Origin of the sequence: Streptomyces sp. NPDC001750, from assembly GCF_042892615.1 — a bacterium.
GTDB lineage: Bacteria > Actinomycetota > Actinomycetes > Streptomycetales > Streptomycetaceae > Streptomyces.
In genome coordinates this window covers 38,584-57,376 of the sequence record NZ_JBIAUE010000020.1, presented here as the reverse complement: position 1 = coordinate 57,376, position 18,793 = coordinate 38,584, and the positions used below count along the sequence as shown (strand labels likewise).

Below are 18,793 nucleotides of genomic sequence, written 5' to 3'. Positions count from 1 at the left end.
CGCGGACGTACGGGGTGGCGGTCGCCCTTCGGGGCGACCGAGGATCGCAACCCAGCCTTTCCGGCGCAGAGCAGTCTGCGGAGGCCGGTGGCGGTCGCCCTTCGGGGCGACCGAGGATCGCAACATCTCGTTCATGACGTGGGGCGTCGCGGCTGGGATGGGTGGCGGTCGCCCTTCGGGGCGACCGAGGATCGCAACCTCGATCCACACGAGCATCGCGTTGAGCGTCGACTTGGGGTGGCGGTCGCCCTTCGGGACGGCCGAGGATCGCAACCGCAGAAGGCGGGCTGCCCGGCCCGTGGCCCCGGGCCGGGGTGGCGGTCGCCCTTCGGGACGGCCGAGGATCGCAACTCATCCGGGCGTCCACCATGTCCGCGATGACGTCCGGAGTGGCGGTCGTCCTTCGGGACGGCCGAGGATCGCAACCTTCCGGACCTGGTCCATCGAGGACGCGTTGAGCTGGTGGCGGTCGTACTTCGGGACGGCCGAGGATCGCAACTCCGCCCGCTCCCGGCAGGCCGAGCAGGGCCCGCGCGTGGCGGTCGTCCTTCGGGACGGCCGAGGATCGCAACGTCGTGATCGTGGAGCTGTACGCCAAGGGCGAGCCCGGTGGCGGTCGTCCTTCGGGACGGCCGAGGATCGCAACCACCCGACCCTCGTAGTACCGGTTGATGTAGATCCCGGTGGCGGTCGTCCTTCGGGGCGACCGAGGATCGCAATGCGTCCTTGAGGTAGTCGCTGCCCCAGGTGAAGCGGATGTCCCTGATCGGCTCGTCGCCGATGCTGAGGTTCGCGCGCATCGTCTGCACAGTCCTTACCTTCCTGGTCAGGAGGTCTCGTCGAGCTTGGCCCGGATCAGAGCTACGAGGTGCTGGGGGTGCGCCGTGGTGTCGTCCACCCCCAGGTCGTGCCATCCGGTGTAGACCGTGCTGCCGTCCTCCAGCACCTCGCCGTCCTGCTCGCGCACGAGATCCCAGCTGGAGTCGCCCCGGTGGAAGTTCCATACCTGGCTGTGGTGCTCGAAGCTGATAGCGCAACCGCAACCGGCCCCGCTGTCGTCCTCTTTGTATTCGCCGGGGCCGTGGTGCTCGATCATCTTGGCAGCGAGACCGAGGAAGGCGGCGACGGCGGCGAGGGTCTCGTGTGCGTCGCCAGGGAGCCGGGTGAGGTCCGGGCACTCGTTGAGGGCGCCCACGACGCCGGGGGCGAAGGTGTGGGTAAAAGTGACGGCTGCGGCGGCGTTCCTCAGGCTGTCCACTGCAGCAGTGGTGAACGCGGTCTCGCGACGGTCTTCAGCGTGCTGGATCAGGCGGCGGAGCGACTCGAAGGTGTCCGCGGTCGCGTTCAGCTGAGCGAACAGGGCCGAGGCGACGACGGCAGCCTGCTGTGGGGTATAGAGGGCCCAGTCGGATTCCAGGGCGTCGCGGATACCCTCGGCTGCTTCCGCTCCGGCGATGGCGAGGGCGATCGTGGCTGCGGGTTCCGAGACGTGGTCTTCGGTGAAAATCCGGATGCCGTTGCAGGCGTCTCCGACGGCACCGCGGTCCTCGGGTTCCTCGTACTCTTCCCAGAGCGTGCGCCACGGCTCGGTGCCCGTCATGGATTCGTCTCCTCGTGTGGTGGCGGCGCAGGGTCTCGCCGCCGTGGCCTACGGCGATTTCGCGAACTGCTTGCGCGGACTCGCGCCGTGTCAGTTACTCAGTCTTAACGAGCGGACCTGAACCGTTGGAACGAGCACGACGCCCTGAGCATTTCCTCGAGCCTCCTCCTGGACCAGCTGGCAGGGACAGCCGTTGATCGCACCGCGGACAGACGATCGGCGTGGGCGGTCAAGGCCGCCGAGTCAGGCCGCAGGCGTGACCTCGGCTGCCGGAAAGGCCTCCAGCCGTGGCCAGCTTCAGTTCCATCCGCCAGCCCACCAGGCCCCTGCCGACGAAACGGTGTTGGGGGCGGCCTCGTGCTACTCGCCGGCCCGCTCGACCGTCGTGATGAACGGCGCCTCGGCCGTCGGCGGCGTCTTCGTCCAGGGGCCGGTGACCCTCCACCCGCCCTGCTCCAAGGCCCGGGTGGCCGCGGCGGGGTCGAAATCCTCGTCGGTGCCGGTGCAGTAGCCGAGCGGGCCGTCTACGGGGTCGTCGATGTAGATGTGCGAGTCGGAGTGGTACTCGGCCCGCGCGGTCAGCGCCACGACGGCGGTGCGGTGAGGTGATCACGCGTCATGTCCTCACGGTAGGGGCGGGACCGGGACCCTGGGCGGTCTTCCGGATTCCGGTCCGCCGGTCCCTGGGAACATGTATGCGCGGTGGCTGCAGGTCAGTCTTTTTCGGGTTCGCCGAGGGTCCAGCCGCTGATTGCCGAGATCGGGCCGCGCCAAGTCGGCAGGGTGTGGGTGGCCCGGCCGGAGCGGTGGGTCACGTCCTGCAGGTGAAGGAAACGAGGGTCGACCTCGCGGCGGCGCCGGCCGTTCTCCGCGGCCTCGTCCAGGTGCCCGATCGCGTGGCGCGCGACCCGGCGCAGGGTGTCGTCGTGGTCACCGAGCTGGCGCAGGTGCAGGTGTTCCCAGGTATCGGTGGAGATCAGGGTACCGGTCACCAGGCCGCTGCCCACGGCCAGGGTCACCACGATGTCCTCGGCCTCGATGTCCTCGTGCTCCGCGCCCAGGCGCAGCATCTCCAGGTGCGGGTCGGTCCAGGTCTCCGGCTGGAGCAGCATCCGCAGGACGGGCTGGACAGCGTCTTTCCACGACAACGTACTGCTCCTTCTGCTTTCCGGCCGCTTGTGGATCGGCATCGGTTGAGGGGTGGCCGGCCCGGCGTCAGATGCCGGGCCGGTTCTCCTGTCGGTGATCGACTCCCGGCGGGCGTATGCGCGGACCATGCCCCGCTCGCTGTCGGTGCAGTCGTCCTGCAGCGCGACGGGGATGTCGCCGGTGGTGCTGGTGCCGTGTTCCCGGTCGTGGCGCACGAGCTGGTCCGCCATGTCCGAGGCGTCGGTACGCAGCTCCACGTCCAGCGGCACCGGGTGGCCGGTCTCCTGGTAGGGGCGGGGCAGGTAGCTGCCGTGTCCGTGGCACAGGGCCAGCGCGTCCAGGACGGCCGCTGCCTCCAGCAGATCGTCCCGGGGAGATCGAAGGGGCGGAGAAACTGGCACGCATGGCAGAAGAACTGTCTCGCTCGCTCTCGGCCTGCGTCGCCGCCATCAGCGCAGCCTCCCTAGGGCAAGGCGCGGGCCATACCTCCGTCGGCACAGATCCCCAAGGCGTCAGACGGTTTCTGGACCATGCGTCTCGAAGCGCGCCCAGTTCGTTGAACACGCTCGAAGAACCATCGACGTATGAAATCCGCCATCGGCGCCGTCATCCGGGTATCGAAGGGCAACAGCCTGGTCAGCCGTTCGTTCAGTAGAAGGGCGGTAACAACAACCGTGCCAAACGGCCGCCGGTGACAAGTAGCGTGCCGATCGGGTGCCAACAAGCTCGCTTCGCCAATGTCAGTAGGAAGTCTCGGTGCCAAATAGCGTGCTTCGGCACAGCAACCGATGCCGGCCCCGCTCGCCGCCTGACTTCTCGGCTCTTCCTTCTCACGCGGTCCTGCCCAGCGGTGCCGTCTGCGGGACCGCGGCCGCCGTCCCGGCCTCCCTCGCCGCGCGCTCCGCGCGGGCCCGGCGCAGCGCGGCGGCCTCGGATGCTGCGGCCTGGCGGCGGCGCTGGACAAGGGCCTGCTCGATCGGGGCCGGCGCATCGTCCGCCACGGCGCCGGGCTCGGGAAAAGCCCGGTAGGACAGCTCCCGCATCGCGGCGGTCTGTCGCTTCACCGCGTCCGCGATGGCCGGGTCCGTCCTCGATGGGCGGGCGGCCTGACGGTGCGCCTCGATCGCGCGCCGGTAGCCGTCCGGCGGAGTGCGGTGCTCCGGCGCGGCGGGGCCGGCCGGGTGCGGACCCGGGTCCGGGGCGGGGGCCTCCGCGGCGGTGGGGCCGGTCTTCATCGGTGCGGGTGCCAGGACGTTCAAGGAGCGGACGTTCGCCTCCGGCACCTGCTGGTTGGCCGCCTCGATCAGTTTCGGCGCGCTCCAGCGGAGCTTCGTGCCGGCTGCCGGGGAGTCGGGGACGACGTCCAGGCGGCCGGTGTCCGCGTCGAGCGCCACGGCCTGGACCCGCCCGGCAGCTCCGGCGCGGCCGCGGCGAGGACGGTGTCGAACCGGGCCATGAGGTTGCCGCCGGCGGCCGGGGCGACCAGGCCGCGCTCGGTCATCATCCGGCTGATGGCGCTGCCGAGTCCGAGCGGCTCGCGGCCGTCGCGTCGCAGGGTGGCGCCGGTGCGCCGTCCCGGTTTGTTCTTCCGGGCGTGCCCGGCCTGCTTCGCTGCTTCGCGGGCGGCGAGCAGCGCCTGGCGGGCGAGGTCGACACCGGAGGGCTGCGGGGTGCTGGTCATCAGGCCACCACCCCGGCGATCTGCTGGACCATGTGCCGTCGGCACAGGCGGCGCAGCGGCAGGGTCTCGCGCGTGCACGGCACGCCCTGCTCCTGGCCCTGGCAGGTCCGCGGACCGGGCTCCTCGACCAGCTCGACCGGCCCGGCCGTCGCGGGCGTCGCGGGCGTCGCGGTGCGGGGCTCGGCGGGCGCCGGAACCCCCGCGACGGTCCGGGGCGCGGAGGCGGTGTCCGGGTGGAGCTCCTCGCGGCAGGGCTTGCACAGGCTGTCGGTCAGGGCGGGGCCGGTCATGAAGATCCGCGCGCCGCATTCGCCGCACGTCCCTCGCTCCGGGCCCTCCACGGTCCGCCGGGCCGGGACGTCGGCAGGCCGGGCGGCCGCGGTCTCGAGGTCGCAGTCGTCGCACCGGCCGGACAGGCCCGGGCGGGTGCCGTGCTGGAGACACAGGCCGGCAGCGGCACGGCGGGCGCGCTCGCGGGCGGCGGCCTTGTCCTGGACGATCTCGGCGCACAGCTCGCAGGCCGTGCGGGTGCGCCAGATGGTGCCGGACTCGCAGTCGGCGTAGCCGCAGCCCCAGCGGGGCAGGGCCACCCCGAGCAGCCACCGGCCCGGGTCACGGATCTCGTCCGACATCGTTCTGGCCAGCCGGGCCGTCAGCCGGTGCCGCAGGCGCTCGGCACTGGTACCGGCGGCGATCTGGCGGCCGACCTCACGGGCGATCTGCCGGGCGACGAACGCGGTGGTCACCTGGGTCAGGAGGTGGTGCACCGGTTCCAGCACGGCGTAAATCTCCGGGCTCATCGCCAGCTGCGGACCGGTGTACGACGAGCCGTGGCCGCCCCCGGCCCTGTTGCGGCGCTTTTCGACCACCGGCTTCTCCGACGAGGGCTGGGTCTTCCCACCCGCGCGAAGCGCGAGACCAGGCCCGCCCCGCCCCGCAGCACGGTCGTCACCGGCCGGGCTTTCCACAGGCGCAACGCCCCTACCCAGCTGTACCTCGCCTACGGCGGATGAGAAGAACGCGCGCTCGTCATCGGGTGAGTCAGTCCTAGGTGATTCCTCATTCGCGAGGGATCCCTCACCAACCGGGGAACCCGATCCCTCACCAACCGGGGAACTGGGCGCCCCGTCAGAAAAACCCGGAACAGGGGGCTCGGGAACCTCGTCAGCAGCCGGGCAGAGACCTGCCGGGCGGGCCTCTGGGGCGATGTCGTGCGCGAGGTACAGGTGCCGTCCCCGCTCCCCCGCACGCCGCCGTACCGTCACCCACCGAGCGGCCTCCACCTCGTCGACGACCGCCGACGCCGCCGTCACCGACAGCGCCTGCCCGGCCTTCTTGCCCGAGTGGTGCCGCAGATGCGAAGCGAGCTCCGCCTCCGTCACCGCGATCCCCCGCGTCTGCGCGTACGCGATCAGCGCGTACACCCGCAGCTGCCGCGGCGTGAGGTCCTCCGCAGCCGCAACCGGCACCCACACGAACGCCTCGTCATGCGACATCGGCCGCACCGTACGAACTGCCGACTGCCCCCTCCCGCCCGGCAACGTCCGGCGCAGCGAGCGCATCTCCACCACACCATCCGGCCCCGGACGCCGCAGCTGCCCCATCCCCCGCTCCACCGACGCCGCCGACAGCCCCAGGTACGACGCGATCGTCGCCGTCCGCGCCTGACACCCCTCCGGCCGCGACGCCAGCGCCTTCACCTTGACATACGCCATCAGCGCGACGTCCTGGTAGTACGGTGACCAGACCAGACGCATCGGCACCCGCACCCGCTGCGTCCGCTTCCCGCCGATCACGCCCTGGCCGACGGAACCCCCGCCAGCATCAGGCGCCGAGCGCCGGGCGGGCACCATCACGGCGGCCGACGCCGCCCCGGCACTCACCGGCCCGCCACGACGGCGCGGGCGAACATGCCCATCACTGCTGTCATGCGGCCGGTATATGCGGTAAACCGGACACCCCCCGTGAGAGCCAGGAAAGCTCCCGCACGGTGGTCAAGAATCTTGAAACGGGTCCCGTTACACGGGAAACCGTCCTTGCGAGCACCGCCGTCGACGGAGTCGTCGATGAAATCCGAGGGCCGGTGCACGAGCCGGGCGGCCGACGCTGCGACCGCGTCCGGCGAGCTCGCCCCGAAAGCGTTGCTCTTGTAGCTTCGTACCGGAAATCCAGCTTCCGGTACGAACCGCGCAAATACGGATGAACCACACGTCGATCCCGTCACACAGGAAGGCCGCCATGCCTGAACCGGGGTGAAACGGACAGGGGCAAGCTGACAGGGGGCACCACTCTCAGGCACTATGAGAAACGACCTGCTCTCCATATAGCTGGACCGACCAGAGCTCTCGGGCCCGGCCGAACCAGATGTGCGGATGTGCGGGGACCGCCCCCTTCGTGAGAAGAGGGCGGACACCGATCGGGTGGGGGGAGATTTCTCCGTCCCTCCCGGTCCTGCTGAACCGCGTGGCCCCTGTGGTGGGGGCTCCGCGGGTAGTGCGGGTCGGTACTGATCTGGCTGTGGTGGCCGTGGTTAGTGGCCGGTGGTGCAGGTGGCCCTGATAAGGGGCCGGGTATAGATGAGCGGCCTGATAAGCCGCGGCTCAGGACCAGCTAGGAACTGGGAACTGAGCGACCGACGCGGGTTAGCCCGGTCGGAGACGGGCCGCGCGAGGCCAGCGGGAGGTTAGTCCGCTTCTTGGCGCGCGCGGCCGATGGCCGCTAGGTCATCCCGACCCCCTTTCGGAGGCCGGCGTCGTGCTGCCTGCATCCAGCTCAGCAACCTCGGGGAAACGCTCCGCGAGTCCCTTAAGCAAGTGGATGTAGACCGCGCGATGGGGCCTCCGGGGGTGGGCTTGACCTAGCTCCCAGCGGGCTACGGCCAGACGTTTCACGCCTACGGCGTCCGCGACTTCCTGCTGAGTGAGCCCCGCGGCGAGGCGCAGCCGTTGCCGCACGCGCGGCGTCGGCAGGACGTCATCGAGGAGAGCGTTGACCCGCTGCATGGGATCCGCGTCGGACATGCCCCAACCTCTCATGATCACCGAATTCCTGAAAGATACACCACGGGATCGATCTTGGCTAGCGCGCACCGATACGCCGATAGGGCGGTGGGCATCAAGCCTCAGCATGGCTTCAGGACCGAGGCGTAGTAGGACGCGAGCACAGCTTCTGCCCCAGAGCCCTGTGCTGTCGTGATGCGCTGGAACTGGGCCGACCGCAAGTCGCCGGCGACCCGGATACGAGGGTGCTGTTTTCCGGGAGGGCAGTAGCCATCCTCGCTCGAGGCGAGGCCCTCCAAACCTGCTGGTGCGTTGCCGAGGTTGTTCAGCACAGTCTTGGCGACGTAGGACTTGTACTCACCCTGCCGGTTCTTGACCTGCAAGCTCCACTCGTCTCCGTAGGCCATGGGCGACAGTGCGACGTGAGCGACGGGCACGACGCGCACGCGCTCGTCCCCCGCGACTTCAGCGATCTTGTAGTCATCTGCCGGCGGACAAAGGACATACAGCGTTGTTGAGGAGTGCGGATGGGTGCGGAGCCACGTTCCGAGGGGACGGTCCCCTCCGAGAACGTAGGTCCGACCCGCTAGGTCTGCAGGCTTCGTACGCCACAGCGGAGGAACGGACAAATCTGCAGGAGCGCTGATCCAGTCGGCATCGGGCGGAGCCAGGGCAGCCACGCCGGTGGCGACCACGATCAGCTGTGCGCTCAGTGCGCGCCCGTCCTCGAGTACGAGCTCCGCCCGGTCGTCGTAGCCGGTGACGCTCACTGCACGGCCCTGCATGACGGAGCATCGGTCAGCCTGCTGTAGGCGATCCAGGTCGGCGGCAAGGGCTTCAGCAAGCTGGGGACCGGTCGACCAGTTGCCAGGGACGTTCTCCAACGCCCCGATGACATGCAGCTTGCCGCCTATTGCACCGGCCTCCACGACGACCGTTCGAAGATTCAGGCTGGCCGCCATCACGGCGGCCGCCACGCCTGACGGGCCGGCGCCGACTACCAGCACATCTGTCTCGTGCGGCGTGTTCATGCGTGGGCTCCCTGGGTTCCACTGATTCGGGACAAGACGACCTCGCTCGTGACCAGTTGCGCAGCGCCGATGTTTCGGGAGGCGAGCAGGAGCGCGGCGTCGTGGTAGCGAGCTCCGCCGGTGGAGGCACAAGCGTCGGTGACGATCCACGGCCGGTATCCGGCCTGATAGGCCGCAACAGCGGAGTCGTATACGCACGCGTCTGTGTCGATGCCGCACAGCACCAGATCGGTCCAGCCCGCCTCACGGATGGTCCGGGCCCCCCCGGGGGTGAACACTGACGCCTGGGGCTTGTCGATGATCGCGGCGGCGCTGGCAGCGAAGGGGACCAGGTCAGTAACTAGGGCTTGTTCTTCGGGAGTACGCAATCGCGTCCATCCCGTGATCGTCTCGTACGGTGACCCGGGCTCGTTGTGGAACCGCGACAGCACCACGGGAGCGCCGGCTGCTTGCCAGCCCTGCACCAGCCGAACAACCGCGGGGATGACTCCGCGGCTGTGCTGGTTGACAAAGCCCTGCTGCACATCAATGACCAGCAGCGCTGTCGATCGAGGGTCCACCCACTCCGCCTTCCACATGGCCGTCACGGATTGCTGTCTCGGAGAGCGTCCTGGGCGGCGCGCAGCCGATCAGGAAGTTCGCTGGTGGCCAGGATGGCCTCGCGCATCACCCGGTGTTGAGCGGTCTCAGTGGGGCGCGCGGTAGTGAGCCGGAAGTATGCGCTGCGCAGAAAGCGCCAGCCGTAGGCCGTCGGCATCACTGGGTCCTGGCCGTCTTCGATCGTGTGCAGGATGTGCGACGAGAGGGCCCAGAGGGCCTGCACGTCGAGCTCAAGGGCCACGATCTGGCTCATGGTCAGAGCCCGCTCGTCCGACTGCGGGTGATAGGCGACACCGGACCAGCCGACGACGCCGCGGGAGACTCCGCCGTCGAATGTCACGGCCTCGGGGTGGGCCCAGCTGTCTCGGAACTTGGCTTCCTCTACCCCCGGCCCGAGCGGCACAACGTCTGCTGGGTTCTGCCGATTGACCAGCACTGATGGCGTCGCGAGCAGCTGGAGAGCCGTGTCCAGACCGGCGCTTGACCAGGAATGTGCGCGGAGCTCGTAGGCCGACAGCACGTACTGCGGAATGAGCGACTGGGCAGGCTGGTCCTTGTCGTCGCTGTGGCGGGCCAGCAGGTGAGCCATCCACTCGCCCACCCAGCCCGGTTCCTTCAGGTAGGTGCGGTAACGCCACAAAGCCAGCTCGGTCAACGACTCGAGACGGTGGTGCTCCTCGAGATGCACCACTGCGACACCGCAGGCGTAGATGTGCACCGTCGACGACTGCGCGGAGTGGTGGTCAGCCGGCAGGACTCGCTGCTCCAAGCCGCCTGGCCCTGGCTCGCTTGGCGAACCCGCAGCGTAGAGGGGCGCACTGCACTCACCGAGGTACACCGGCAAGAACTTGTGGGAGACGACCGTGCACGGTGCCGGACGCGCTGCCGACTCCGCGTTGAGGGGAGCTGCCGTTCCACGCAGCGCTGCCAGGCGGAGGCTGAACGCCTCCTGCTCAGCCGGGGTGCACTGGAGGAGCGCCGTGTCCAGGATCTGCGCCATCTGGGGACGGCAGACGCTCGTCTTGTTCCGCTGCCAGTTCGAGACGGTCCGGGGGCTGATGCCGAGGCGACCGGCGAACTCGCGCACAGACGCTCGCATCACCGACCGCAACAGCAGCGCCTCCTCACCTGTCCACCTGTCCACAGCGATCACTACACACCCCCTTGGCGGTCACCTTCCAGGTATCAACGGCGCTATTGCCACACTGTTGCTACACCACTTCCACGGTCGGACATCTCGCTCAAGACCCCTGGTGCGGATGCTGATTCTTGTTGATCCACACCCGCGATTCCGGCCGGAGGAACCATGGCGATCCCGGGCACAACCCAGTGCCGCGCTCGCATCGAGTCCTGCGTGCCGTCAGGCATCGAACTCGTAGTCCAGGACGTACGACGCGGAGTCGAGGGTCATCTCGTTGACCTCAACAACTCGCTGCTGGGCGTCGAAGGCTGTCCGGCACATCTTCAAGACAGGGCGCTCAGGGGACATGCCCAACGTGGCTGCTTCCTCAGCAGTGGGCAGCCGTCCGCGGATCTCCTCCCGGAAGCGAACCGGGCCGTGTCCGAGGTCAGCGAGGCGAGCGTAGGTTCCTCCCGGACCTGTGTCGGCCTGAGTGATCGCCGAACCTTCCACCAGGGCGTAGCTCAGGTACGAGGTGGCGAGCATGACCGGCCGGCCGTCCAGGACGAAGCGCCGGGACCTGGCGCAGGCGGTCTCGCCGGCGTCCAGGCCGAGCATCTCGGCAATGTGCGCCGGCGGAACGACCTCCTGTACGGAGACCTGGTCGACGGTCAGGGGCCGGTCTTCGTCCGCCGACCAGATCGACTTCCCCGAGCCCCAGCGGTCCTGTGCCAGACGCTGAATGCCGCGCCGCCGGATGGGGCGGAAGGCCTGAACGAACACCCCGGCGCCCTTTCGGGACTCTGCGAGCCCTTCGTTGGTGAGCGCGCGCAGTGCTCGCCGAGCCGTCATCACGGCGACGCCGTACTGCGGCGCAAGGGCATTCTCCCCTGGCAGTCGATCACCGGGTCGGTAGTCCCCTCGCTCGATCGCAGCCTTCAGCTCGTCAGCGATCTGGAGGTATCTGGGCTGCTGAGAGCCCTTTCCGCCTGCCATGTGTCTCCTAACTTCGCTAGCGATCCTAAGGGCTTCGATGCTCAGCGTCAGCTACGGCTCGCGACTTGCATAGCGAGGTGACATCTCTATCGAAGTGCTTGACATCGATAGAGAGATCGCGCATCATCGTGCTGCAACTTCGATATCGAAGTTGCCCAGGTAGTCGTCCGCCCCTCGGGGCGGCCGGGGTAGCCCTCAGCGAGCTGAGGGCACGTCATCAGGCGAGCTGAGGACGCGAGAGCACCATCGAACTCCCCCGGAGCCTGACGGCCGCGACGACTTGTGTGCACGTCGCAGCGCTGTGCGCTGTCTGTCCTGCGGGACGCCGGCCTCGTGCCGTGCGGCCCGGAGGGCAGAGAGAGCATCGCGACGCTCCCCCTGCCGCTCCGCCCGTGAGGAGTTCAGATGTCTGCTTCGACCCTTGAGCGCACCGCCCGCCCCCGCCGGAGCAGGACCCGCTCCCGCACCGTCAACTCCCGCCCAGCGCTGACGCTGTCCACCCTCAAGCCCCACCAGTACGACCTGCGCCGGGATTGCGCATCGCTGATCTGCCCCGACTGCGAGACGTGGGTGCCGATCACCAGCCTCCGGAGCAAGGCGCCCAAGATTGTGCCGCATGACACCGGCCGCACGTGGAAGGACGCGGCCGTCCGTTGCCGCCTGGGGAGCAACCGTCTGGTCACGGTCGACGTGACGGTGAAGAAGTGGCAGGAGCGCCTGGAGGACGGTCACGCGGAGACCGGTCACCGCCGCAAGACCACCGTGCGGTGCAAGCCGAAGGTCGCGGTGGCTCCGGCCGTCAGCCAGATCGCCGCGCAGAAGCAGACGACCACGGTCGGCCAGCCCGGCGACGGTCAGCCCAAGTGGCTGCTGCGCAAGGAGCAGTGGGCGGCGACCGAGTCCGCGGTCCGCGACGCTGACACCCGCCGCGCGCAGCTGCTGGAGGGCGATGCGCCGCTGGGCGCTCCGCCGGTCCCCGTCAAGACGCTGCACCCCCAGCGCCGCGCGAGCTGACCCGCTCCAGACGAACGACCACGGCCCCGGCTGCTCCGCATCTGCGGGGGCGGCCGGGGCCGTGGCTGCTCGTACGAACAGCCACCAGTCCACAACGGAGGAACGCCATGACGCTCAACCGCCTTTCCCCCACCGCCGCCCGCCTCGCCCGCCGCCCCGTGCTCCAGGCCGCCGTCGACGCTGGCTCCCGCTGCGGCGACCGGGAGCAGTACCGCGATCTCCTCGATCGCAACCGCAGCGCGCCGACCGCGATGTGGGCGGCGCAGCAGGCGGCCGCCCAGAAGTTGTGCGCGGGTTGCCCGGTCCGTCCGGCGTGCGAGGAACTCGCGCTGCGGTACGGAGAGGGCGACCGGACCAGCGACGACCTGGTCCGCGGCGGCCGCAGCGGCCTGGACCTGGCCATCGACCGGGAGATCCGGCAGGCCTACCGCATCACCGTCGCCGTATCGGCCGACCGGTACCTCCAGGAGCTCGCCGAGGAGGCCCGCCGCGAGAGGGTCACGCTCACCTACACCACGACCGCCGGCCCCGTCACCAAGCCGGGCCTGCGGCGCGCCATCGCAGAGCGGATCGGGGCGATGGCCATGCGCGCCGCCGACCGCAGCGAGGCATGGGACATCGCCGTCTACGACACGGCCGGGGGCGACATCACCCACGAGTTCGCGTTCGCCCAGGACGAGCTGGTCGCGGCCTGACCTTGTGCTGCCCGCTCCTGTTCTGCACGTCGTCCCCAGCCCGTCAACTAGTGGGCTGGTGTCGGCGTGGAGGTCACAGGAGACCCCCACGTGCGCCGCCGAACGGCGGCAGCCCCCGGCACGGCGTTGCACCGCCATATGTGCCGGGGGCCAGCACGGACCAGCGATCTCACGGAGATGATCCGCATGACCATTATGGCAACTTCCCCGCACCCCGGACTCATCGGCGACATGACCGAGGACGACAACCAGCGCGGCTACGAACGCGACGAGACCGACGCCTTCCGCCGCCTGGTCCAGCACCTCGCTGCTGACGGCGACGACCGTGCCCGGACGGCCGGCCGCCGCACCCGCCGGACTTACGCCGAGATGGTCCCCGGCGCGTACGACCGCCAGCCCATCCTCCGCATGACCACCGCCACCATCGTCTACTGCGGTGGATCGGGGGAGCGATGACCTGCACCTCCTGCGGCGGTACCGGCCAGAAGATGGTCACCGTCAACCACGTAGGCGCGGATGGCACCCCCTACCAGGGCGTAGAGATGCAGACCTGCAGCTCCTGCAACGGCAGCGGCAAGCAGGGCAGCTGACCCCACACCTCATACGCGCGGCCCGGAACCGCACCAGCCGAAAGGTCCATCCCGCCGCCATGGCTGACGACCTCTACACCCGCTACCAGCACGCGCACAGTGCCTGGCGCACCCATCGCGAGACCTGCCCGGCCTGCCAGGCGAACCAGCCGTGCGCGGCCGGTCAGCCGATCCACGACCGGTTCGTCCGACTTCAGGACGCCTACATCGCACGCCAGCAGAACCGCCGCTGACCTCACCCCATTCAGCAGATCTCGGAGGAACTCTCATGCGTACCACCCTGCGTCGGCTCACGGACGTCATCGCCGTCTGGGCGTGCCAGAAATGCGGCTGCCTCAACGCCGACGGCGACGTGAGCTGCGCCTACTGCTAGTGCCCCCGCAGCACATACGGATGGCCCGGGCCGCGCAGCACCGCGCGGCCCGGGCCATCGCCGCACACGGCCTGGCCCACCCAGTCGCCCTGGTCTTGCTCGCGGCCGCCGCCACGGCGGCCGCCCACGCCTGGGACGCCGGCCACGCCGTCAACGAAACCCACCCCCGCACCACGCCCCGATAGGGAAAGACGCCATGCGCCCCGTCCCGACCGACCCCCGCACCCCGCAGCAGCGCACTAAGGACCAACTCGCCGCCACCGGGGCCAAGTTGATGGGCTCGGCCCTGTCGCGCCGAGAGCGGCGTGACCTGGCTGACCGCATTTACGACTTGGAGCAGCAGGACGCCCATCTCGCCAAGGTGGCCCGCCTGACCGGCGTGCCTGCCGCCAGCTGATCCGCCCACGCCCTGTTGAGGGGCTGGCCGCCCGCACGACGGGCGGCCAGCCCCTCAACACCATGCCGGTCCGGGTACAAGTCCGGCCCGGCCGAAAGGAATCCCGTGATTGTCGCGAAGTACCGCGCTCGCCGCCGCCATGCCCGTCTGATGGAGATCGCCGAACACCTGGTCAGGCAGGCAAGCGCCGAGGCCGAGAAGGTCACCTGCGCGCAGCTGGCCGCCGTCGTGTTCGGCCGCTACCAGCTCCGTGTCGAGGAGGCGGAGGCCGCCGACTTCCTGGCTGCCGCGCTGGTCGAGGGCGGTTACAGCATCGACCACCTCCAGGCGGTCCGAGACCAGAAGAAGAAGGAGCAGTAAGCAATGGAGCACGTACAGAAGGAACCCGTACAGGAAGAACGGGACCTGAGCACCGGCCAGGGGGTGATCCTGGGGCTTGCGGCGGTTCCGATGCTTGTTGTCGGCGGCATCGGGGCCGCGGGTACCTACACCAACATGAAGACGCACTTCGCCGAGTCCGCGACGGCGCTCGGGGTCGTCGCGGCCGGTGAGGGCGCCACCCTCGTCCTGGCCCTCGTCCTGGTGGGTCTGACCCTGCTGGGCCAGTCCTCGCCCGCCGTGGTGAGGCTCGGCCTGTGGGCGCTGCCCGCGGTTGCCTCCGCCACCGGTGCGGTCGTCGCCAAGACCACGACGGAGGCCGTCGTCTACTCGGTCACCCCGATGGCGATGTGCGTGTCCGCGGAGGGCATCGGTCTCCTGGCCCGCCGGATCGTGATCTACCGCACCCGCGTCGACATGGAGGCGCAGCGCCGCAACGCCAGGACGATGCAGCGCCTGGCCGTGTCGCGGGCGCTGGCCGCGAACCACCCGTTGGGGCTGGCCAGGAAGTGGGCGGAGCTCAAGTCGTGGCGGCTGGCCCGCAAGGTCGGTGTCGGCGACGACGGTCTCGGGGCCGGCCTGGTGACGGTGCAGCGCGACCGGATGACGCAGGGCGCGGACAACGCGCTTGCCGCCATGTTCGCCCCGGCCGTCACACCGGCCCTGGCCGCGTCCGTCACGCCTGCCCTCGAAACGGGGGCACCTGCCGCCCTGTCCGTCATGCCGACCGTGACGGATCAGGCCGACCGGGACGGCACCGTCACGGTGCCGGGGCGGCGAGTCACGCAGGTCAGTGCGGTGACGGGCAGTGGACCGTCACGGTCCGCCGAAACCGTCACGGGTCCGGTCCGTGACACCGTCACGGCCACCGGCACGGCCCGTGTGACGGAATCCGAGACGGACACCGCCGACGAGGCCGAACCCGTCACGGATCACCGGACCGTAACGCTGGACGAGATCGCGGCCGTCGCGGGTGTCCCGACCCCCGTTCCGGGCGAGCGCCTGACCGACGCGCAGCTCGCAGTCGTCCTGCGTCACTTCCGCTACCGGGAGGACCCGCCCGCCTCCTACCGCCAGGCCGTGGCCGCCTTCCGTGACGCGGGGTTCGTCGGCAGCGAGGAGCGCATCCGTCGCGTCTGGGCCGAGGTGGTGTCGGGCGAGGAGGCCGACGAACCGGCCACAGGACCGGGATCCGACCCGCACGCGAAGGACGAAGAGGAAGAGGAAGAGGAGGAGGCCGGCCCCCGGCCCTGACTCTCCCTGCCCTCCGGCACCACCAGTGATGGCCAGCCCGGTACCCCGGGCTGGCCGTTGCTGCGACTGCCGGAAGCAACGCAGTCGACCAGAGCGGCAGCAGACCCGGCGTGCAGACCCGGCGAGCGACCGGCGAGCGGAGCAACGCTTCGCAGACCCGGCGGCAGACCCGGCGAGCACGCCCTGGAGGAGCCCCGCCAAACCCACCCGCCCCAGCCCGACAAGGGGCACCCCCTAGCACATTGAGCCGCTCCCGGCCCGCTTTCTCAGGGCCTGGCCAGGAGCGGCTCACCACCCCCAACCCACAGTCAGGAGCGGCATCACCATGGCTCTTTTCGGCCTGATCGGCAACGACCGACAGCTCGCACAGCAGTACAGCGGCCGTGAGTCCGCGAGTGAGAAGGCAGCCCGCAAGCGCCGCGAGGGCCACCGCCGCAACGCCGCGGCGGCGGACCGGCAGGGCCAGGCCTGGGAGGACACCCAGCGTGCCCGGCAGGACCGCGGCGGCTGGTGGCGCACCCGCTGAACCCCTCGCTCCATTCCATCCCTCGGAGGGCCGCACCAGGTGCTGGTGCGGCCCTCCCCCAAATTCCAGGAGTTGAGCCCATGCTCGCCTGTCTGCACGTCCGCCGCCCCCGCCGCCTGCGCCATCTGCGACGCCTCGCCACGCCCGGCCCGGTCACCGTGACCCGCCTGCCCGGCCCGCTCCTCCCCGCCCCGCAGCACACCACCACGCTGCCGCGGCTGCCCGCCGGGTTCCACCCCGCCACCGCCCCCACGCCCGCTGCCGCCGACCCGGCCGCCGTGGACGCGGCCGAGACCCAGGCGCGGGACTGGCTCCACCACAACCAGTACGGCACCGGCACTGGGGCGGAGGTCCCGCGATGACCGACACCACATCCTCGGCCCACCACGGTGAGCCGATCGAGCCGACGAACGTTGAGCTCTCCGGCGAGCGCACCGACGGCGGCAAAACCCCGCCCCCGCCGCCGCCTCCGCCGACCGCGCCGCCGACACCACCCCCGCCGGCCCCGTCACCGGTGCCGGACCCGTTCCTCCCGCCGCCCCGGCGCAGCACTCCGCCTCCGGCCGGGCCGCCATCCGGTCCTCCGGCGAGGCCTCCGGCCGGTCCTCCGTCGTCCTGGGACGGTGGTGGTGTGGCGGTGGCGGCCCCGGCGCCCGCGCCCGTGCATCACCACCACTACTACCCCGCCCAGCCCGTACAGCAGGACCGGCCGTCAGGGTTCAGCGTCTCCCGGCTCAGCCCGCTTCGGAACGGCGCCGCCCTCGTCGCGGGCCTGATTCTGCTTCCGGTGTCCGGCAAGGTGTTCCACATCTGCGGGGACGAGCCGGGCGTGCTGATGGCCGCCCTGGCCGTCGCCGGAATCCTGGAGCTGCGCACGCACAGCCGCGTCCGGTCCTGGCTGGTGCGGGTCCTGACCTGCAATCTCCTCGCGTCCAGCGTGGCCACGCCGGCTGGCCTGTACCTGTACGGCTACCTCCTGACCGGGGTGTGGTCATGACCGGTGTGCGGATCCTTCTCCTGACCGGGAATGTCGTCCTGGGCGTTCTGACCCTCGCTCTCCTCCGCAGAGAGGAGCAGCGGGCCCTGCGAGCAATCTTCCGGGCCGAGGCGGTGGCTGTGCTGCTTGTCGCCGGGTTGGGGGTCGTTGACCTGTGCGGCGGCGGGAGTCTGCTCGGGCGCCTGAGCAGCCTCGTGCTGTCCGTCACCGCGGTGGTGCTGCCGTGAGCGTGACACCGGCCCAGTTGTCCCTCGGCGGCCTCGCCCTGGCGGCCGCGGTCCTGGTGTTCACGCTGGTGCGGTGGTGGCGGGCCGGGCATGAGATGCCGTCGGCGGCCGCCATCGCGGGCGGTCTGCTGATCGGCCTGCTCAGCGCCCTGTGCTCCGGGGGTCTGCTCGGCTGGGCCGCCCGCCGCACCGTCTCCAGCCTCACCAACCCTTTGGGCGACGCGGTCTCGGGCGAGGGCAGCAGTTGGCTGCTGCCGCAGACCGCGCCGTCCGGGATGAGCCCCGGTGGCGCTGTCGCCACGACCGTGCTCCTGGCCGTCCTCGTGCTCGCCTGGCGTTGCTGCGACAACTATCTGCGCGCCCGGATCGCGGCCGGTGCGCTCGTGGGTTCGGCGGCCGGGCTGATCGGTGCGGTGTCCGGCCTGGCCGCCCGCGCGCTCATCCCGGCCGTCAACCACGTCGGCGACCAGATCGTCGCCCACCTGCCCTTCCAGTAACCCCCTTTTCAATTCCCTGATCGGAGAGCCACTTCATGAATGTGCCCGCCGCTTCTTTGACCATTGGTGGTCTGTTCGTCGGCATGGCGATCCCGACCTGGCATGTCGCTAGATTCGCCATCGCCCACATCAAGAACCCCGCCGGCGCCCTCAAGGGGGCGAAGGAGCTGATCCCGCTCGCCGCAGGCCTCAGCTACGGCGGCCTGGCCACCGCCACCACCAGCGGCTTGATCGGCTTCGCGACCGGTGCCATCACCTGGCTCGGCAACGGCATCGGGTCGTTTGCGATGTGGGGCGCTGCCGGTGGCGAGACCACCCTCGCCGCCCGCAGTAACGCTGTCGCACTGACCGGCATGGGCAACTTGGTCCTTCTGCTGATCACCGTGGCCATTCTCGGCGCCTGGAAGGCCATCCCCGCCGATGCCAAGCCGGGCATGCGTCAGGGCATCATCGCCGGAATCCTCCTCGGCCTCTCCGCGACCTTGGGCGGCTGGTTCGCGGCTCTCGTCATCCCAACCGTCAACGGATGGGGCTCGTCCCTGGTCGGCTCCATCGCCTGACCAGGGCCTCATTCCCCCCTTTTTTTGCTCGGACGCCATCGGTCGCCCACGCCCCACACCACACCACGATCCGTGGGTGGTCGTGGCGCGCGGGCGGCCGTCACCGCCC

Annotated in this window: 26 protein-coding genes and 1 CRISPR repeat array (1 of these 27 cut by a window edge); of the genes, 15 read left to right on the top strand and 11 right to left on the bottom strand. The window is 70.1% G+C overall.

Annotation, left to right across the window (positions count from 1 at the left end; translation table 11 throughout):
• Positions 1-720: a CRISPR direct-repeat array (repeat unit 37 nt; unit sequence GTGGCGGTCGCCCTTCGGGGCGACCGAGGATCGCAAC) (it extends 1,011 nt beyond the left edge of the window).
• Between the two features lie 106 nt (positions 721-826).
• The 11 genes from ACFYY6_RS27105 to ACFYY6_RS27055 form a co-directional block, all read right to left on the bottom strand.
• Positions 827-1,600 carry a hypothetical protein gene (locus ACFYY6_RS27105; RefSeq protein WP_389195665.1) on the bottom strand — a complete coding sequence of 258 codons (774 nt, stop codon included), beginning with the start codon at positions 1,598-1,600 and terminating at the stop codon, positions 827-829.
• A 360-nt stretch (positions 1,601-1,960) separates the two neighbouring features.
• The gene (locus ACFYY6_RS27100) at positions 1,961-2,188 is read right to left on the bottom strand and encodes a hypothetical protein (RefSeq protein ID WP_389195662.1); all 228 of its coding nucleotides are present in this window, start codon (positions 2,186-2,188) and stop codon (positions 1,961-1,963) included.
• Between the two features lie 125 nt (positions 2,189-2,313).
• Complete coding sequence (locus ACFYY6_RS27095) at positions 2,314-3,150, bottom strand: hypothetical protein (RefSeq protein ID WP_389195659.1); 837 nt, start codon at positions 3,148-3,150, stop codon at positions 2,314-2,316.
• A 429-nt stretch (positions 3,151-3,579) separates the two neighbouring features.
• On the bottom strand, positions 3,580-4,143 hold the full coding sequence (locus ACFYY6_RS27090) for a DUF721 domain-containing protein (RefSeq protein ID WP_389195656.1): 564 nt from the start codon (positions 4,141-4,143) through the stop codon (positions 3,580-3,582).
• Positions 4,053-4,430, bottom strand: a complete 378-nt coding sequence (locus tag ACFYY6_RS27085; RefSeq protein WP_389195653.1) for a hypothetical protein — start codon at positions 4,428-4,430, stop codon at positions 4,053-4,055. The genes ACFYY6_RS27090 and ACFYY6_RS27085 overlap by 91 nt, the downstream gene beginning before the upstream one ends.
• Positions 4,430-6,313 carry a hypothetical protein gene (locus ACFYY6_RS27080; protein WP_389195650.1) on the bottom strand — a complete coding sequence of 628 codons (1,884 nt, stop codon included), beginning with the start codon at positions 6,311-6,313 and terminating at the stop codon, positions 4,430-4,432. Before ACFYY6_RS27080 ends, ACFYY6_RS27085 begins: the two co-directional genes overlap by 1 nt.
• A gap of 840 nt (positions 6,314-7,153) precedes the next feature.
• On the bottom strand, positions 7,154-7,432 hold the full coding sequence (locus ACFYY6_RS27075; protein WP_389195937.1) for a helix-turn-helix transcriptional regulator: 279 nt from the start codon (positions 7,430-7,432) through the stop codon (positions 7,154-7,156).
• Positions 7,433-7,551: 119 nt separating this feature from the next.
• A complete protein-coding gene (locus ACFYY6_RS27070) occupies positions 7,552-8,460 on the bottom strand; it encodes an NAD(P)/FAD-dependent oxidoreductase (RefSeq protein ID WP_389195647.1) in 909 nt (302 codons plus the stop codon).
• Entirely contained in the window at positions 8,457-9,047 is a 591-nt protein-coding gene (locus ACFYY6_RS27065) for an isochorismatase family cysteine hydrolase (protein WP_389195644.1), read from the bottom strand. Before ACFYY6_RS27065 ends, ACFYY6_RS27070 begins: the two co-directional genes overlap by 4 nt.
• Positions 9,044-10,213 (bottom strand): helix-turn-helix domain-containing protein, encoded by a 1,170-nt coding sequence (locus ACFYY6_RS27060; RefSeq protein WP_389195641.1) that lies wholly within the window; start codon positions 10,211-10,213, stop codon positions 9,044-9,046. The genes ACFYY6_RS27065 and ACFYY6_RS27060 overlap by 4 nt, the downstream gene beginning before the upstream one ends.
• A gap of 207 nt (positions 10,214-10,420) precedes the next feature.
• Positions 10,421-11,176, bottom strand: coding sequence for a GntR family transcriptional regulator (locus ACFYY6_RS27055; RefSeq protein WP_389195638.1), 756 nt, complete (start codon positions 11,174-11,176; stop codon positions 10,421-10,423).
• Positions 11,177-11,581: 405 nt separating this feature from the next.
• Between ACFYY6_RS27055 and ACFYY6_RS27050 the strand changes: the two genes are divergently transcribed.
• The 15 genes from ACFYY6_RS27050 (at position 11,582) to ACFYY6_RS26980 (ending at position 18,684) form a co-directional block, all read left to right on the top strand.
• Entirely contained in the window at positions 11,582-12,190 is a 609-nt protein-coding gene (locus tag ACFYY6_RS27050; RefSeq protein WP_389195635.1) for a hypothetical protein, read from the top strand.
• Positions 12,191-12,297: 107 nt separating this feature from the next.
• The gene (locus ACFYY6_RS27045; RefSeq protein ID WP_389195632.1) at positions 12,298-12,885 is read left to right on the top strand and encodes a WhiB family transcriptional regulator; all 588 of its coding nucleotides are present in this window, start codon (positions 12,298-12,300) and stop codon (positions 12,883-12,885) included.
• Positions 12,886-13,071: 186 nt separating this feature from the next.
• Positions 13,072-13,341, top strand: a complete 270-nt coding sequence (locus ACFYY6_RS27040; protein WP_389195629.1) for a hypothetical protein — start codon at positions 13,072-13,074, stop codon at positions 13,339-13,341.
• Entirely contained in the window at positions 13,338-13,475 is a 138-nt protein-coding gene (locus ACFYY6_RS27035) for a hypothetical protein (RefSeq protein ID WP_389195626.1), read from the top strand. The genes ACFYY6_RS27040 and ACFYY6_RS27035 overlap by 4 nt, the downstream gene beginning before the upstream one ends.
• A gap of 59 nt (positions 13,476-13,534) precedes the next feature.
• Positions 13,535-13,708, top strand: coding sequence for a hypothetical protein (locus ACFYY6_RS27030; RefSeq protein ID WP_389195623.1), 174 nt, complete (start codon positions 13,535-13,537; stop codon positions 13,706-13,708).
• Between the two features lie 160 nt (positions 13,709-13,868).
• On the top strand, positions 13,869-14,033 hold the full coding sequence (locus ACFYY6_RS27025) for a hypothetical protein (protein ID WP_389195620.1): 165 nt from the start codon (positions 13,869-13,871) through the stop codon (positions 14,031-14,033).
• An 11-nt stretch (positions 14,034-14,044) separates the two neighbouring features.
• The gene (locus ACFYY6_RS27020; RefSeq protein WP_389195617.1) at positions 14,045-14,245 is read left to right on the top strand and encodes a hypothetical protein; all 201 of its coding nucleotides are present in this window, start codon (positions 14,045-14,047) and stop codon (positions 14,243-14,245) included.
• Between the two features lie 105 nt (positions 14,246-14,350).
• A complete protein-coding gene (locus tag ACFYY6_RS27015; protein WP_389195614.1) occupies positions 14,351-14,605 on the top strand; it encodes a hypothetical protein in 255 nt (84 codons plus the stop codon).
• Positions 14,606-14,608: 3 nt separating this feature from the next.
• Positions 14,609-15,877, top strand: coding sequence for a hypothetical protein (locus ACFYY6_RS27010; RefSeq protein WP_389195611.1), 1,269 nt, complete (start codon positions 14,609-14,611; stop codon positions 15,875-15,877).
• Between the two features lie 325 nt (positions 15,878-16,202).
• Complete coding sequence (locus ACFYY6_RS27005) at positions 16,203-16,403, top strand: hypothetical protein (protein WP_389195609.1); 201 nt, start codon at positions 16,203-16,205, stop codon at positions 16,401-16,403.
• Positions 16,404-16,483: 80 nt separating this feature from the next.
• Complete coding sequence (locus ACFYY6_RS27000) at positions 16,484-16,765, top strand: hypothetical protein (protein WP_389195606.1); 282 nt, start codon at positions 16,484-16,486, stop codon at positions 16,763-16,765.
• A 269-nt stretch (positions 16,766-17,034) separates the two neighbouring features.
• A complete protein-coding gene (locus ACFYY6_RS26995) occupies positions 17,035-17,400 on the top strand; it encodes a hypothetical protein (protein WP_389195603.1) in 366 nt (121 codons plus the stop codon).
• The gene (locus ACFYY6_RS26990) at positions 17,397-17,627 is read left to right on the top strand and encodes a hypothetical protein (protein WP_389195600.1); all 231 of its coding nucleotides are present in this window, start codon (positions 17,397-17,399) and stop codon (positions 17,625-17,627) included. Before ACFYY6_RS26995 ends, ACFYY6_RS26990 begins: the two co-directional genes overlap by 4 nt.
• Positions 17,624-18,124, top strand: a complete 501-nt coding sequence (locus ACFYY6_RS26985) for a hypothetical protein (protein ID WP_388969016.1) — start codon at positions 17,624-17,626, stop codon at positions 18,122-18,124. The genes ACFYY6_RS26990 and ACFYY6_RS26985 overlap by 4 nt, the downstream gene beginning before the upstream one ends.
• Before the next feature lie 35 nt (positions 18,125-18,159).
• Positions 18,160-18,684 carry a hypothetical protein gene (locus ACFYY6_RS26980; protein WP_389195597.1) on the top strand — a complete coding sequence of 175 codons (525 nt, stop codon included), beginning with the start codon at positions 18,160-18,162 and terminating at the stop codon, positions 18,682-18,684.
• Positions 18,685-18,793 lie beyond the last annotated feature (109 nt).